Raw genomic sequence first — 14642 nt, forward strand, 5'->3', positions numbered from 1 at the left:
GCCAGGAGCCTTTCAGCCGGCGTCTCCCACGAGGATGGCGGCTGCATCCTCCGTCACCGTGTCGCTGGGCTCGTCGTCGATGTGGGCGAGCACGCGCCGTCCGAGGAAGACGGTGAGCGCGGCCAGCAGGACCGAGACGGCGGCGAACAGGTAGGGAACCGTCGCGTTGAATGCGTGCCACAGCAGAGCGGCGAGCGGCGGAGCCATGGCGCCGCCGAGGAAGCGGACGGCGGAGTATGCCGACGACGCCACGGAGCGCGGAAGGTCGGTCGCCTCCATCACCGCTTCGGTGAGCACGGTGTTCATCACCCCGAGAAGGAGCCCGCCCACCACGATGCAGGCGACGAGGGCTGCGGCGTTCTCCACGACGAGTCCCGCGGCGATCAGATCGACCGCCAACAGCGGCAGGACGACAAGGATGATGCGTGTCCTGGGCATGCGGCGCATGAGCAGAGGCGCGACCCAGACGCTCGTGACGGCGAGAGCGACGCCCCAGCCGAAGAACGTGAAGCCGATGCCCATCGCTCCGAAGCCGAGCGGGAACGGGGAGAACGCGAGCAGCACGAAGAAGCCGATGTTGTAGAACAGGGCCGTGACGGCGAGCACCGCGAGTGCCGGCCGACGCAGGGCAGCGAACGGCGCGGAGAACTTCACGGGAACCCGCTTCTCCGCAGGGCCACGCAGCAGGACCAGCACGGCGACGAAAGCGATCGCCATCAAGGCGACGACGCCGAAGAACGGTCCACGCCAACTCTGCTCGCCGAGGATGCCACCGAGGAGCGGGCCGACAGCGATACCCAGCCCGAGCGCGGCCTCGTAGAGCACGATCGCCGCACTGCTGCCGCCAGACGCGGCCCCGACGATGGTGGCGAGGGCCGTCGAGATGAAGAGGGCGTTGCCCAGGCCCCAGCCGGCACGGAAGCCGATGACGGCGTCGACGCTGCCGCTCAGGGCGCAGAGCAAGGCGAACACCACGATCAGCGCCAGTCCGATGAGCAGCGTGGCCTTCGCCCCGATGCGGCTGGAGATCCAACTCGTCACGAGCATCGCGAGCCCGGTCACCAGGAGGTAGCTGGTGAAGAGCAGCTCGGTCTCGACCGGGGATGCCTGGAGCGACTCCGCGATCGCGGGCAGGATCGGGTCGACGAGTCCGATGCCCATGAAGGCGACGACGCACGCGAAGGCGACAGCCCAGACCTGGGCCGGCTGTCTCCACACCGAGGGGGTGGTGGGGGTGTTCACCGAGATTCTCCTGTTCGATCAGTGGCGGTGTGCGCGGCGAGGATCTCCGCGGCACGTGTGAGGGCGGCCCACTCCTCGTCGGTCAGACCGGCGAAACGCGGGGCGAGCGTGTCTCGGAACTCGGCCCGCCACGCGGCGAGCGCCGTGGTCCCCTGACCGGTGATGTCGACGACGGTCGCACGGGAGTCGTCAGGGTCGGGGGAGCGGAGGATGAGCCCCTCGCGCTCCAGGCCTCCGAGGAGACGGGTCATGCCGGGCTGGGTGGTGCGTGCGGCCGTGGCGAGTTCACCTACCCGCCGGGAGCCTGCCTGCTCGAGGAGGCTCAGCACCCGCCACTGTGCTGCCGGAGCGTCGTTCCCGGCGTCCTGTGCAGCGATACGGCCGAGCGCATAGCCAGACAGCACCAGGGAGGGGATGACGTCCACGCGATTCATACCAGCAAGTATATACCTGCTGGTATGAATAGCGCTCACCGTCGCGCGGTGGCGATGCGCGCGGAGAGCTGGTGCGCGTGTGCCAGAAGGGTGCGGCCGAGCTCGGCGATCCGTTCGGGGCCGAAGCGGAACTCCACGCCGGTGAGGCTCAGTGCCCACTCCGGGCGCCCCGAGCGATCGAACACTGCGGCGCCGAGGCCCCAGCTGCCTTCGACGATCAAGCCGGGGTTCACGGCGTATCCCCGCTCCTTGGTCTCCGCGAGACGCGTGCGAAGGGGGCGCGTGCCGTGGGCTCGTCCCCACGCACTCTCGAGATCGGGGTGGCGGTCGAGGTAGGCATCCACATCGTGGTCGGGCAGGAAGGCGAGAATGGCGAGGCCGGCGCTCGCGACGCCCAAGGGGAACCGGACGCCCTCGCTCAGCACGAAGGAACGGATGGGGAACGAGCCTTCTTCGCGGAGGAGGCACACCGTCTCGTCCGCTCGACGTACCGAGAGGAACGCACTCTCCTCGGTCTTGACGGCGAGTGAGCGGACCACGTCGCGGGCGAGAGCTGTCACGTCGTACCGAGCGGCTGCGACGGATCCCATGAGGAAGAGCTCCGGGCCCGGCATCCACCGGGTGCTCTCTCCCTCCCGGTCGACGAGACCCTCGGCCCGGAGTGCGCTGAGCAGTCGATGCGCCGTCGAGCGCGAGAGGTCTGCGCCGACGGCCAGCTCCTGCAGCGAGGCGCCGTCCGCGCCTGCGGCCGTCACCAAGCGCAGCAGACGTGCGGCTCTGGCGATCGCCTGAGCACCGGGTACCGAGGCAGGGGGTTCCATGATGTGGACGCTACCTCTGCGTTCTGCCACATCGCAAGATCCGGCTTCCGTCCGCAGGCGCCCTGGACGGATGCTGGAGAGAGCACGGGATCGAAGGAGCCGACGTGATCGACAAGCATTGGGAGTCCGCCGAGGCGGCTGTCTCCGACATCGAGGACGGGGCGTCACTGGCCGTCGGCGGATTCGGACTCTCCGGTAACCCGATCGCACTCATCGAAGCACTTCTCGCGCAGGGGACCACGGACCTGAGCATCGTGAGCAACAACTGCGGGGTCGACGACTGGGGGCTCGGGGTGCTGTTGGGGGCGCGGCGGATCCGGAAGATGACCTCGTCGTATGTCGGAGAGAACAAGGAGTTCGAGCGTCAGTTCCTGAGCGGTGAGCTCGAGCTCGAGCTCACACCGCAGGGAACCCTGGCCGAGAAGCTCCGCGCCGGTGGCTCGGGGATCGCCGCGTTCTTCACCCAGACCGGGGTCGGCACACAGGTCGCGGAGGGCGGGCTCCCGCGCAGATACAACGTCGACGGCACGATCGCCGTCGCCTCGCCCGCGAAGGACGTGCGCACCTTCGAGGTCGACGGGGAACCGCGGGAGTTCGTCCTCGAGGAGGCGATCACCACCGACTTCGCGCTCGTGCACGCCGCGCGCGGGGATCGGCACGGCAACCTCGTGTTCAACAAGGCGGCGCGAAACTTCAACCCGCTGGCGGCGATGGCCGGACGGGTGTGCATCGCTCAGGTCGAGCAGCTGGTGGAACCGGGGGAGCTCGACCCCGATGGCATCCACCTTCCCGGCGTCTTCGTGCACCGCGTCGTCGAGGTCGGCTCCGACATCCCCAAGCGCATCGAACGGCGCACCGTCGCCGTGGAAGGAGCGTGACATGGCGCTGACCCGCGAACAGATGGCGGCCCGCGCGGCGGCCGAGCTCCAAGACGGCGCCTATGTGAACCTCGGCATCGGCCTTCCCACCCTCGTGCCCAACCACGTGCCGCCCGGTGTCACCGTGGTGCTGCAATCGGAGAACGGCATCTTGGGCGTCGGCCCCTACCCGGCGGAGGACGCGGTCGACCCCGACCTGATCAACGCGGGCAAGGAGACGGTCACGACGCTTCCCGGGGCCGCTTTCTTCGACTCCGCGACCAGTTTCGGCATGATCCGAGGCGGCAAGATCGATGCCGCGATCCTCGGGGCGATGCAGGTCTCCTCGACCGGTAACCTCGCGAACTGGATGATCCCGGGCAAGATGGTCAAGGGTCCGGGCGGCGCCATGGATCTGGTGCACGGCGCCGGGCGGGTCATCGTGCTCATGGAACACGTGGCGAAGGACGGCTCCGCGAAGATCGTCGACGAGTGCTCGCTGCCCTTGACGGGTCGAGGTGTGGTCGACCGGATCATCACCGACCTCGCCGTGATCGACGTGACGTCGGAGGGGCTGGTGCTCGTCGAGACCGCGCCCGGCGTCACGGTCGACGACATCACCGCCGCGACGGAGCCACCCCTCATCGTCTCGCACAGACTGCACAACGGAAGGACCACCGACCATGACTGAGAATGACGTCGTCATCGTCGCCGCTGCTCGCACCCCGCAGGGGCGCCTCAAAGGGCAGCTCTCGGCATTCACCGCGCCCCAGCTCGGCTCACTCGCGATCCGGGGCGCGCTCGAGCAGGCGACGATCGACCCCGCCGTCGTCGATGCCGTCATCGTCGGCCAGGTGCTGGCAGCCGGGTCGGGACAGAATGCGGCTCGTCAGGCGGCGATCGGCGCGGGCATCGGCTGGGACGTGCCGGCGCACTCGGTGAACAAGGTCTGCCTGTCCGGCCTGACGGCGATCATCGACGCGGCCCGCATGATCCGTACGGGCGATGCGGAAGTGGTGGTCGCCGCGGGCATGGAGTCGATGACGCGCGCTCCGCATCTGCTGATGGGCTCCCGCGACGGCTGGGCATACGGAAGCGTCGAGGTGCTGGATCACATGGCCTACGACGGTCTCACCGATGCCTACGACCAGGAGAGCATGGGCGCATCGACCGAACGGCACAACGCGCGGTTCGGGCTCACCAGGCAGGCGCAGGATCAGGTCGCAGCGCTCTCTCACCAGCGCGCGACGGCCGCGCAGGAAGCGGGCGTGTTCGACGCCGAGATTGTTCCCGTGGACGTCCCGCAGCGACGGGGCGAGCCGGTGCGCGTGACGAAGGACGAGGGCGTGCGTCCAGACACCACCGTGGAGAGGCTTGCCGGGCTCAGGGCGGCTTTCGCTGAAGGGGGCTCGATCACGGCGGGCAACTCGTCGCCGATCTCCGACGGTGCCTCTGCGGTCGTGCTGACGACGCGCGGCCTCGCGTCGGACAGGGGCTGGCCGGTGTTGGCGACCGTGGGTGCGAGCGGACAGACCGCAGGACCCGACAACTCGCTCCAGGCGCAGCCGGCGCGTGCGATCGAGCGTGCGTGCGCCAAACAGGGCATCGCACCCTCCGATCTCGATCTGGTCGAGATCAACGAGGCCTTCGGCGCCGTCGTTGCGCGTTCACAGGACGAACTGGGACTCGACGAGAGCATCGTCAACATCCATGGCGGCGGCATCGCGATCGGTCATCCGATCGGCGCCTCCGGCAACAGGCTGGTGGTGCACCTCGCCCATGAGCTCGCGCGTCGGGGTGCGGGGACCGCAGCAGTCGGGCTGTGCGGTGGCGGAGGTCAGGGGGAGGCGCTCATCCTCACCCGATGATGGCGACCCCGACCGGGTGACGAACTCGAACGGACGAGGCCTCAGCGACGCGTCTCGCGTCCGTTCAGGGACGCGCGTCCTTGGCGTGGTCCTGTGTGTCGGCGAGCGCCTTCTGCGACCGGAACTGCAGTCGCTGCGCCTTCTTCGCCTTCTTGACCGACTGCGGGGAGTCGGCATCCACCAGAACCCCGCGACGCTCGCGGTTCATGTCGATCACGGCACCGACGGCGAGGGCCATGGTGATCCCCCAGCTCACCCACGAGAGCACGGCGCGCCAGGTGATGGGCTGTTCGCGGGTGCCGCGCAGCAGGGAGACTCCGGCGGAGATCGCAGCGACAAGTCCGGTGCTGAAGAGGTAGCGCATTCCTCCACGCTACCTTCCCGTCCCCCCGGTCGCACCGAGCCTTGACAAGCCTGTCTGGATCGGGCAGGGCAGGAGCTCCCGGACGACACTCGGGCGCACCCGCTATCATGGCCTGGTCGCGGCTCGCCCGCGGCCGCACAACCGTGTATCTACCGGCCGTCGGCACTCCGGCGGACAGCGGCGGCACCCGACATCGCGTCCGCGACGCGCGAGAGCCATGACACGCGCAACAACATCGCCCCAACTGGCCGAGCCGACTCTTCTCCGACTCGCCGGCCTTCCCTACTTCCTCATCGCCTTCATCGCCCGGCTGCCGTTCGCGATGATGGTCGTCGGCGTTCTGACGGTCGTCGTCTCCGCCCGCGGCTCCCTCTCGCTCGGCGGTCTCACCTCCGCGGCTGTCGGCCTCGGCACCGCGTGCTTCGGGCCCCTCCTGGGTGCGGCGGCCGACCGCTTCGGACAGCGGGTGGTGCTGATGGTGCTCGCCCTCGCCAACGCGGCGATGCTGCTGCTGTTCACCGTCGTGGTCTACGGAACGGCGCCGGACGGATTCGTGCTCCTCGCCGCCGTCGGTATCGGTGCGACCGCCCCGCAGGTCGCGCCGCTGTCTCGGTCGCGGCTGGTGACGATCATCAGCGAACGGATGGCGGAATCGCGCCGTGCGAAGACCGTGTCGGGCACGATGGCGTACGAGTCGGCTGCGGACGAGACGGTGTTCGTGTTCGGTCCTTTCCTGGTCGGCATCCTCGCCTCGGCGATCGCGCCGTGGGCTCCACTGGTCGGCGCTGCCGTCCTCACCGTGGTCTTCGTGGGTGCGTTCGCCCTGCACCCCAGCGGTCGACACGTGTCGCAGGACCGCGACGCCGACGGAAAGGCGCCGTCGGCCGTCTCCGAGCTGTTCCGGCCCCAGCTGCTGATCGTGGTGGTCGGCATCCTCGGCGTCGGGATCTTCTTCGGCACGATGCTCACGTCGCTGACGTCGTTCATGGCCGACCGCGGGGCGCCGGAACAGGCGGGCCTCCTCTACGGGGTCATGGGCGTGGGATCCGCCATCCTCGCCCTCGGCGTCGCATGGCTTCCCGCACGGTTCTCCCTGCGCGCGCGGTGGCTCGTGTTCTCCGGGATCCTGCTGGCGGGCACGCTGTTGCTCGGCTTCGTCGACACCCCAGGCACCATGATGCTGGCGCTCGCGATCATGGGCATCGGCATCGGCCCCACACTCGTGACGCAGTACAGCTTCGGTGCGGCACGCAGCCCGCGCGGCCGCTCCGCCACCGTCATGACGATGCTCGGTTCCGGCGTCATCGTCGGACAGTCGATCGGCGCCGCTTTCGCGGGGGAGATCGCCGAGAACGTCGGCACGCCCGCCGCGCTGCTGCTGCCCGTGGTCGCCGCGCTGATCGCCTTCGTCGCGGGCGTGGCGAACTGGTTCCTCAGCGGTAGGGGGCACACGAGCCCCGCGTCAACCCCTGCCCCTCGATCCGCGGAGATCGACGTTCCTCGATAGCCTGGAGGAAACCCCGGGAGGAGCCCTCGTGGCCGCAGCAGATTTCGTCGTCGTCGCCAACCGCCTGCCCGTCGATCGGGTGGTGGGACCCGATGGCGAGGAGACCTGGCGCACGTCCCCCGGCGGTCTCGTCGCCGCGCTCGAGCCGATGATGCGCAGCGTGCACGGCGCCTGGGTGGGCTGGCCGGGCCAGGCCGACGTCGAGCTGGAGCCGTTCGAGGCTGACGGCATCGACCTCATCCCGGTGGCGCTCAGCGCTCAGGAGGTCGCCGAGTACTACGAGGGCTTCGCGAACGACACCATCTGGCCGCTCTATCACGATGTGATCGCGCCGCCGCAGTACCACCGTGAGTGGTGGGAGGCGTACGTGACGGTGAACCGCCGCTTCGCCGAGGCTGCTGCCGCCGCGGTCGCGAAGGACGGCACCGTCTGGGTCCACGACTACCAGCTCCAGCTCGTTCCGCAGATGGTGCGGGAGCTGCGCCCCGATGTCACGATCGGCTACTTCCACCACATCCCGTTCCCCGCTCACGGCCTGTACGCGCAGCTGCCCTGGCGTGACCAGGTGCTGCGCGGACTGCTCGGCGCCGACGTCATCGGCTTCCAGCGCGCTCAGGATGCCACGTACTTCCTGACCGCCGTGCGCCGTCGACTGCGTTACGAGGTCAAGGGGTCGAACGTCGCGGTGCCGGAGGGGGAGCACACGAGGACTGCGGTCGCGAGAGCGTTCCCGATCTCGATCGACACGGAACCGTACCTCGAGCTCGCGGCACGGGAGGACATCCAGGCCAGGGCGGCCGAGATCCGGGCCAGCCTCGGCAACCCGAAGCGGATCCTGCTCGGCGTCGACCGGCTCGACTACACCAAGGGCATCCGGCACCGCATCAAGGCCTATGGCGAACTGCTCGACGAGGGACGCCTGAACGTCGAGGACGTCACGCTGGTGCAGGTCGCGAGCCCGAGCCGCGAGCGCGTCGACGCCTACGTGCACCTGCGCGACGAGATCGAGCTCGCGGTGAGCCGCATCAACGGCGACAACGACACCATGGGCCACTCCGCCATCCGATACCTCCATCAGGGCTATCCGCGCGAGGAGATGGTCGCGCTCTACCTGGCCGCCGACGTCATGCTCGTGACCGCACTCCGTGACGGCATGAACCTCGTGGCCAAGGAGTACGTCGCGACTCGGGCCGACAACCGAGGCGTCCTCGTGCTGAGCGAGTTCACCGGGGCGGCGGATGAACTGCGCCAGGCGGTGCGCGTCAACCCGCACGACATCGAAGGCCTCAAGGACGCGATCATGACAGCCGTCGACATGCCGGCGGGCGAGCAGTCGCGTCGGATGCGCTCGCTGCGGCGCCGGGTGCTCGACAACGACGTGACGGCCTGGTCATCGTCCTTCCTCGCCGCGTTGGCGGAGGTGCGTGGTCGCTGAGCCCCTCGAGCGGCCGCGATACTGGGAACGTCCCCTTCGATTGGAGAAACTGTGACGCGCCCTTGGACTCCCGGCACGGCCGATGACGACCTGAGTGCTCTCGCCGGCACTGCACGGCTGGTGGTCGCTCTCGACTTCGACGGTACGGCTTCGCCGCTGGTGGCCGACCCGATGGCGGCCAGAGCGCTTCCCGAGGTCGCTGCTCAGGTCGAGCGCCTCGCCGCGCTGCCGGACACGGTCGTCGCGTACGTCTCCGGTCGCAGCATGCACGACCTCCGGGAGATCACCGAGCACACCGATGATTCCGCGATCGCTCTGGCCGGTTCGCACGGCGCCCAGTACTGGTTCCCGGGTGAGGGCGACGCCGATGCTCCGGGTGAGGCCACCGAGGAGGGAGCTCGTGAAGAGCTCTGGGCGGCAGCGAAGCCGATCATCGACCGCTACGAAGGCGCCGAGTTCGAACCCAAGACCTTCGGCATGGGTGTGCATACACGTCGCGCCGACCGCGAGACCGAGGAGCGCGTCTTCGCCGAGATCGACGCCCTCGTCGCGGAACGCTTCCCGCACTGGAGGCGGCGTTCAGGACACCGGGTGCTCGAGTTCTCCTCGCGAACCGAGGGCAAGGACGCCGCGATGACAGCGCTGCGTGAGCGGTTCGATGCCACCGGAATCCTCTTCGCGGGCGACGATGTGACGGACGAGGATGCGATGCGAGTGCTCCAGCCCGGTGATCTCGGTGTGCGTGTCGGACCGGGGGAGAGCGCCGCGACCCTTCGTGTGGACTCTCCACAACAGATCGCCGAGCTTCTGGAGGCGTTGGCGGACGAACGCGCCTCTCGGCGGCAATAGACTTCCGTCATGTCCTCGCATGATCCCTCCACCAGCGCGCCCATCGACATCAAGCCCCGCAGTCGCGTCGTCACCGACGGCATCGAGGCCACGACCTCCCGAGGCATGCTCCGTGCCGTCGGCATGGGAGACGCGGACTGGGACAAGCCGCAGATCGGCATCGCCTCCAGCTGGAACGAGATCACGCCCTGCAACCTGAGCCTCGACCGGCTCGCGCAGGGTGCCAAGGAAGGCGTGCACTCCGGTGGCGGCTACCCGCTGCAGTTCGGCACGATCTCGGTCTCGGACGGCATCTCGATGGGGCACGAGGGGATGCACTTCTCGCTCGTCTCCCGCGAGGTCATCGCCGACTCGGTCGAGACCGTGATGATGGCCGAGCGCCTGGACGGCTCCGTGCTGCTCGCGGGCTGTGACAAGTCGATCCCCGGCATGCTCATGGCCAGCGCGCGCCTCGACCTGTCCAGCGTGTTCCTGTACGCCGGATCGATCGCACCCGGCTGGGTCAAGCTCTCCGACGGCACCGAGAAGGACGTCACGATCATCGACTCGTTCGAGGCGGTCGGCGCCTGCCGCGCCGGCCTCATGAGCGAGGAGGACCTCAAGCGCATCGAGTGCGCCATCGCTCCGGGCGAGGGTGCGTGCGGCGGAATGTACACGGCCAACACCATGGCCTCCGTCGCAGAGGCGCTCGGGCTCAGCCTGCCGGGCTCTGCCGCCCCGCCCGCGGCCGACCGGCGCCGTGACTACTACGCCCACCGCTCCGGCGAGGCCGTCGTGAACCTGCTCCGTCAGGGCATCACGACCCGCGACATCCTCACCAAGGAAGCGTTCGAGAACGCGATCGCGCTCGCGATGGCACTCGGCGGCTCGACCAACGTCGTGCTGCACCTCCTCGCGATCGCCCGCGAAGCCGACGTCGAGCTGAGCCTGCACGACTTCAACCGCATCGGCGACAAGGTCCCGCACGTCGCGGACATGAAGCCCTTCGGCAAGTACGTCATGAACGACGTCGACCGTCACGGCGGCATCCCCGTGATCATGAAGGCCATGCTCGATGAGGGTCTGCTGCACGGAGACGCGCTCACCGTCACGGGCAAGACGCTCGCGGAGAACCTCGCGGAGCTCGACCCGCAGCCGATCGACGGGGAGGTCATCCACACGTTCGACAACCCGATCCACGCCACGGGCGGTCTCACGATCCTGCACGGCTCGCTCGCCCCCGAGGGCGCCGTCGTCAAGACCGCGGGCTTCGACGCGGCCGTGTTCGAAGGCCCTGCCCGCGTGTTCGAGCGCGAGCGCGCGGCCATGGACGCCGTCGCCGAGGGCGAGATCGAACCCGGCACGGTGATCGTCATCCGCTACGAAGGTCCCAAGGGCGGGCCGGGCATGCGGGAGATGCTCGCCATCACCGCGGCCATCAAGGGCGCAGGACTCGGAAAAGATGTACTACTCTTGACGGACGGACGATTCTCAGGCGGCACAACCGGCCTGTGCATCGGCCACATAGCACCCGAAGCGGTGGACTCAGGTCCTATCGCCTTCGTGCGCGATGGTGATCTGATACGGGTCGATATCGCAGCTCGCTCTCTCGATCTACTCGTCGACGAGGCAGAGCTCGCCTCCCGCCGTTCTGGCTGGGAGCCGCTTCCCCCGCGCTACACCCGAGGCGTTCTTGCCAAGTACTCGCGCCTCGTGCGGTCCGCCGCCGAGGGAGCGACCACCGGCTGACCCGGACACTCCGACGTCCGGCGTCCTCCACAGATCATCAGAAGGAAAGTCATGACTGCTGATTCCGCCCCGGCCGTGCCGAGGCCGCCCGCCCGCCAACCCGCTGCGCCGGAGATCACCGGCGCGGAGGCCGTGGTCCGCTCGCTCGAGCTGCTCGGCGTCACCGACGTGTTCGGACTGCCGGGTGGGGCGATCCTCCCCGTCTACGACCCGTTGATGGACGCCTCCGAGCTCCGCCACATCCTCGTCCGCCACGAGCAGGGTGCCGGTCACGCGGCCGAGGGCTACGCGTCGGCATCCGGCAAGGTGGGCGTGTGCATCGCGACCTCAGGCCCCGGCGCGACGAACCTCGTGACCGCGATCGCCGACGCCTACATGGACTCCGTCCCGATGCTCGCGATCACGGGACAGGTGTTCTCGACCCTCATGGGGACAGATGCGTTCCAGGAGGCCGACATCGTGGGCATCACGATGCCGATCACCAAACACTCGTTCCTCGTGAAGGACGCCGCGGACATCCCCGGCGCGATCGCGGCGGCCTACGAGATCGCAGGTACCGGTCGTCCCGGCCCCGTGCTGGTCGACATCACCAAGGACGCGCAGCAGGCGACGGCGCCGTTCGTGTGGCCGCCCAAGATCGATCTCCCCGGCTACCGGCCGGTGACGAAGGCACACGGCAAGCAGATCCAGGCCGCAGCGACCCTTCTCGCCGAGGCCAAGAAGCCTGTGCTTTACGTGGGTGGCGGCGTGATCCGCGGCAAGGCGTCTGCGGAGCTCCTCGAACTCGCCGAGTCCACGGGCGCCCCGGTCGTCACGACGCTGATGGCTCGTGGTGCCTTCCCCGACTCGCACCCCCAGCACCTCGGCATGCCGGGCATGCACGGAACCGTTCCCGCCGTGCTGGCGCTCCAGGAGGCAGACCTCCTCGTGTCGCTCGGCGCCCGCTTCGACGACCGCGTCACGGGCAAGGCGGCGCTGTTCGCCCCGAACGCGAAGGTGGTCCACGTCGACATCGATCCGGCGGAGATCTCCAAGATCCGCACGGCCGATGTGCCGATCGTGGGCGATGTGCGCGATGTGCTCACCGACCTCGACGCCGCGTTCCGTGGCGCCGCGGCCGACACGAAGCCCGACATCGAGGAGTGGTGGTCGTACCTCGACGGACTGCGCACCGAGTTCCCGCTCGGCTATGCACCGACGACCGACGGCCTGCTCGCTCCGCAGCACGTGATCCAGCGCATCGGTGAGCTCACGGGGCCCGAGGGCATCTTCGCCTCCGGAGTCGGCCAGCACCAGATGTGGGCTGCGCAGTTCATCAAGTACGAGCGGCCGAACGCCTGGCTGAACTCCGGTGGTGCCGGCACGATGGGCTACTCGGTGCCGGCGGCCATGGGCGCCAAGGTCGCCGAGCCCGAGCGTCCGGTGTGGGCGATCGACGGCGACGGCTGCTTCCAGATGACCAATCAGGAGCTCGCGACCTGCACCATCAACAACATCCCGATCAAGGTCGCGATCATCAACAACTCCTCGTTGGGCATGGTGCGGCAGTGGCAGACGCTGTTCTACGACGGCCGCCACTCGAACACCGACCTCAACACCGGCCACGGCACGATCCGCATCCCCGACTTCGTGAAGCTCGCTGAAGCCTACGGCTGCCTCGCGATCCGCGTGGAGAAGGAGGACGAGGTCGACGCCGCGATCAAGCTCGCGCTCGAGACGAACGACCGCCCCGTGGTGATCGACTTCGTCGTGAGTGCCGATTCCATGGTGTGGCCGATGGTTCCCCAGGGCGTCAGCAACAGCTATGTCCAGTACGCCCGCGAGCACGCGCCCGCATTCGACGAGGAGGACTGATCCATGTCGACTCACGTGCTGAGCCTGCTGGTGGAGAACACCCCCGGCCTTTTGACCCGTGTCGCGGGCCTCTTCGCCCGTCGCGGCTTCAACATCGACTCCCTCGCCGTCGGCGTGACGGAGGTGCCGGGCATCTCCCGGATCACCGTGGTCGTCGACGTCGATGAGCTCCCGCTCGAGCAGGTCACCAAGCAGCTGAACAAGCTGATCAACGTGATCAAGATCGTCGAGCTCGACTTCGCCACGTCGGTGCAGCGCGAGCACATGCTCGTGAAGGTGCGCACCGACAACGCCACCCGCTCGAACGTCATCGAGGTCGTCAACCTCTTCCGTGCTTCCGTGGTCGACTACGCCTCCGATGCCCTCGTGATCGAGGTCACCGGCGACAAGGGCAAGGTCGATGCCATGCTCCGTGCGCTCGAGCCCTTCGGCATCAAGGAGATCGCGCAGTCGGGTCTCCTCGCCATCGGCCGCGGTGGCAAGAGCATCACGGAACGCGTGCTGCGCGGTTGACGCGCCCCCTCTACCTACACGAACCACAATCAAGGAGAAACACAAAGTGAGCACCGAGATCCTCTATGACGCCGATGCAGACCTGTCCCTGATCCAGGGCAAGAAGGTCGCGATCGTCGGCTACGGCTCGCAGGGCCACGCCCATGCGCAGAACCTTCGCGACTCGGGTGTCGAGGTCGCGATCGCCCTCAAGGAGGGCTCGAAGTCGGCAGCCAAGGCCGAGGAGGCCGGCTTCCCGGTCAAGACCGTCGCCGAGGCCACCGAGTGGGCCGACGTCATCATGATCCTCGCGCCGGACCAGCACCAGCGCACGATCTACAGCGAGTCCATCGCGCCGAACCTGACGGCCGGCAAGACCCTCGCCTTCGCGCACGGCTTCAACATCCGCTTCGGCTACATCGACGCGCCGGAAGGCGTCGACGTGATCCTGGTCGCTCCGAAGGCTCCCGGCCACACCGTGCGTCGCGAGTTCGTCGCCGGTCGAGGCATCCCGGACATCATCGCCGTCGAGCGCGACGCATCGGGCAAGGCGTGGGACCTCGCGCTCTCGTACGCGAAGGCCATCGGCGGCACGCGCGCCGGTGTCATCAAGACGACGTTCACCGAGGAGACCGAGACCGATCTGTTCGGCGAGCAGGCCGTGCTGTGCGGTGGCGTGAGCCACCTCGTGCAGGCCGGCTTCGAGACGCTCACCGAGGCGGGCTACCAGCCTCAGATCGCGTACTTCGAGGTGCTGCACGAGCTCAAGCTCATCGTCGACCTGATGTGGGAGGGCGGCATCGCCAAGCAGCGCTGGTCGATCTCCGACACCGCCGAGTTCGGCGACTACGTCTCGGGCCCGCGCGTCATCGACGAGCGCGTCAAGGAGAGCATGAAGGGCGTGCTGGCAGACATCCAGTCCGGCGCCTTCGCGAAGCGCTTCATCGACGACCAGGACAACGGCGCCGAGGAGTTCCTGGCGCTTCGTGCGAAGGAAGAGCAGCACCCGATCGAGGTCACCGGCAAGGAGCTGCGCTCCCTCTTCGCGTGGAAGCAGCAGGACGAGGACTACATCGACGGCAGCGCCGCGCGCTGATTCGATGGTCGAAGGAACGGGCGCCCTTTTCGGGGCGCCCGTTCTGCGTTCGGGAGGCCCAATCCGCATTAAACATCGGATGTCTGTGCCAGGAT

At 68.4% G+C, this 14642-nt stretch carries 14 protein-coding genes; 10 read left to right on the forward strand and 4 right to left on the reverse strand.

Features of this window, described 5'->3' with window-relative positions:
• Nucleotides 1-12: 12 nt before the first annotated feature.
• From RN51_RS16505 to RN51_RS16515, 3 genes are read right to left on the reverse strand one after another with little or no spacing between them, the layout of a single operon-like run.
• The gene (locus tag RN51_RS16505; RefSeq protein WP_045265125.1) at nt 13-1248 is read right to left on the reverse strand and encodes an MFS transporter; all 1236 of its coding nucleotides are present in this window, start codon (nt 1246-1248) and stop codon (nt 13-15) included.
• Entirely contained in the window at nt 1239-1676 is a 438-nt protein-coding gene (locus RN51_RS16510) for a MarR family winged helix-turn-helix transcriptional regulator (protein WP_045265126.1), read from the reverse strand. Before RN51_RS16510 ends, RN51_RS16505 begins: the two co-directional genes overlap by 10 nt.
• Before the next feature lie 35 nt (nt 1677-1711).
• Complete coding sequence (locus tag RN51_RS16515; protein ID WP_045265127.1) at nt 1712-2497, reverse strand: IclR family transcriptional regulator; 786 nt, start codon at nt 2495-2497, stop codon at nt 1712-1714.
• Between the two features lie 104 nt (nt 2498-2601).
• On the opposite strand from RN51_RS16515, the gene RN51_RS16520 reads away from it, so the two are divergent.
• Genes RN51_RS16520 through RN51_RS16530 form a run of 3 tightly spaced genes read left to right on the forward strand, consistent with a single transcriptional unit; the run spans nt 2602 to nt 5222 of the window.
• Nucleotides 2602-3375, forward strand: coding sequence for a CoA transferase subunit A (locus RN51_RS16520; RefSeq protein WP_045265128.1), 774 nt, complete (start codon nt 2602-2604; stop codon nt 3373-3375).
• A 1-nt stretch (nt 3376) separates the two neighbouring features.
• Nucleotides 3377-4045 carry a CoA transferase subunit B gene (locus RN51_RS16525; protein WP_197073280.1) on the forward strand — a complete coding sequence of 223 codons (669 nt, stop codon included), beginning with the start codon at nt 3377-3379 and terminating at the stop codon, nt 4043-4045.
• On the forward strand, nt 4038-5222 hold the full coding sequence (locus RN51_RS16530) for an acetyl-CoA C-acetyltransferase (RefSeq protein ID WP_045265129.1): 1185 nt from the start codon (nt 4038-4040) through the stop codon (nt 5220-5222). The genes RN51_RS16525 and RN51_RS16530 overlap by 8 nt, the downstream gene beginning before the upstream one ends.
• Before the next feature lie 64 nt (nt 5223-5286).
• On the opposite strand, the gene RN51_RS16535 is transcribed toward RN51_RS16530, so the two are convergent.
• The gene (locus tag RN51_RS16535; protein WP_045265130.1) at nt 5287-5586 is read right to left on the reverse strand and encodes a hypothetical protein; all 300 of its coding nucleotides are present in this window, start codon (nt 5584-5586) and stop codon (nt 5287-5289) included.
• 217 nt (nt 5587-5803) lie between these two features.
• Here RN51_RS16535 and RN51_RS16540 point away from each other — a divergent pair, with 217 nt between their 5' ends.
• From RN51_RS16540 to ilvC, 7 genes are read left to right on the forward strand one after another with little or no spacing between them, the layout of a single operon-like run.
• On the forward strand, nt 5804-7093 hold the full coding sequence (locus RN51_RS16540; RefSeq protein ID WP_045265131.1) for an MFS transporter: 1290 nt from the start codon (nt 5804-5806) through the stop codon (nt 7091-7093).
• 28 nt (nt 7094-7121) lie between these two features.
• A complete protein-coding gene (locus RN51_RS16545) occupies nt 7122-8528 on the forward strand; it encodes an alpha,alpha-trehalose-phosphate synthase (UDP-forming) (protein ID WP_045265132.1) in 1407 nt (468 codons plus the stop codon).
• Between the two features lie 51 nt (nt 8529-8579).
• Nucleotides 8580-9377 carry a trehalose-phosphatase gene (otsB, locus tag RN51_RS16550; protein WP_045265133.1) on the forward strand — a complete coding sequence of 266 codons (798 nt, stop codon included), beginning with the start codon at nt 8580-8582 and terminating at the stop codon, nt 9375-9377.
• Nucleotides 9378-9386: 9 nt separating this feature from the next.
• Nucleotides 9387-11105, forward strand: a complete 1719-nt coding sequence (ilvD, locus tag RN51_RS16555) for a dihydroxy-acid dehydratase (protein WP_045265134.1) — start codon at nt 9387-9389, stop codon at nt 11103-11105.
• A 51-nt stretch (nt 11106-11156) separates the two neighbouring features.
• A complete protein-coding gene (locus tag RN51_RS16560) occupies nt 11157-12959 on the forward strand; it encodes an acetolactate synthase large subunit (RefSeq protein WP_045265135.1) in 1803 nt (600 codons plus the stop codon).
• A 3-nt stretch (nt 12960-12962) separates the two neighbouring features.
• Nucleotides 12963-13472, forward strand: a complete 510-nt coding sequence (gene ilvN / locus RN51_RS16565; RefSeq protein ID WP_017830816.1) for an acetolactate synthase small subunit — start codon at nt 12963-12965, stop codon at nt 13470-13472.
• 46 nt (nt 13473-13518) lie between these two features.
• A complete protein-coding gene (ilvC, locus tag RN51_RS16570; RefSeq protein WP_045265136.1) occupies nt 13519-14547 on the forward strand; it encodes a ketol-acid reductoisomerase in 1029 nt (342 codons plus the stop codon).
• Nucleotides 14548-14642: the final 95 nt, after the last annotated feature.

Source organism: Microbacterium oxydans (assembly GCF_000956405.1).
Taxonomy (GTDB): domain Bacteria; phylum Actinomycetota; class Actinomycetes; order Actinomycetales; family Microbacteriaceae; genus Microbacterium; species Microbacterium oxydans_C.